At 41.7% G+C, this 386-nt stretch carries 1 protein-coding gene; it reads right to left on the bottom strand.

Annotated features, from left to right (window positions below; genetic code table 11):
- Nucleotides 1-352, bottom strand: a 352-nt coding sequence (locus A3756_RS02855; RefSeq protein ID WP_231875465.1) for an AraC family transcriptional regulator ligand-binding domain-containing protein, incomplete at its 3' end; no start/stop codon positions are given.
- Nucleotides 353-386: the final 34 nt, after the last annotated feature.

Raw genomic sequence — 386 nt, 5'->3', positions numbered from 1 at the left:
CAACTTCCAGAGGACTCCAGGCATCGTCCAATTGCTTACGCAAAAGCTTCATCAATAATGCCATTGCCAATTCAACTTCTTGAGAGATATCAAAAGCGGGTGCAATGTTGACGCGATATTCTAGCCGGCTTTCATTTTTACCTTCAATGAAATCGATAACAATTGCTTTAGATATCGTTTGATCGTATCGGGATAAACATAAACAGACGTCTCTCAATGTGGCCGCGTGATAGACGGTAAGCATTCCTGAACCAAAGTCAGAACCCTTGACAACCTTTGAAAGTTGTAAGCCTAGTAGAGATTCATCGAGACGTTTAGCTGTCCAATTAATGAGTCGGATATAATCTTCCATCGACAGAAATTCGTACCCACCGTTGGAATCCTTT

The organism is Oleiphilus sp. HI0086 (genome assembly GCF_001635225.1).
The sequence above is the reverse complement of the archived record's forward strand: the minus strand, read 5'-3'. Positions and strand labels throughout refer to the sequence as shown.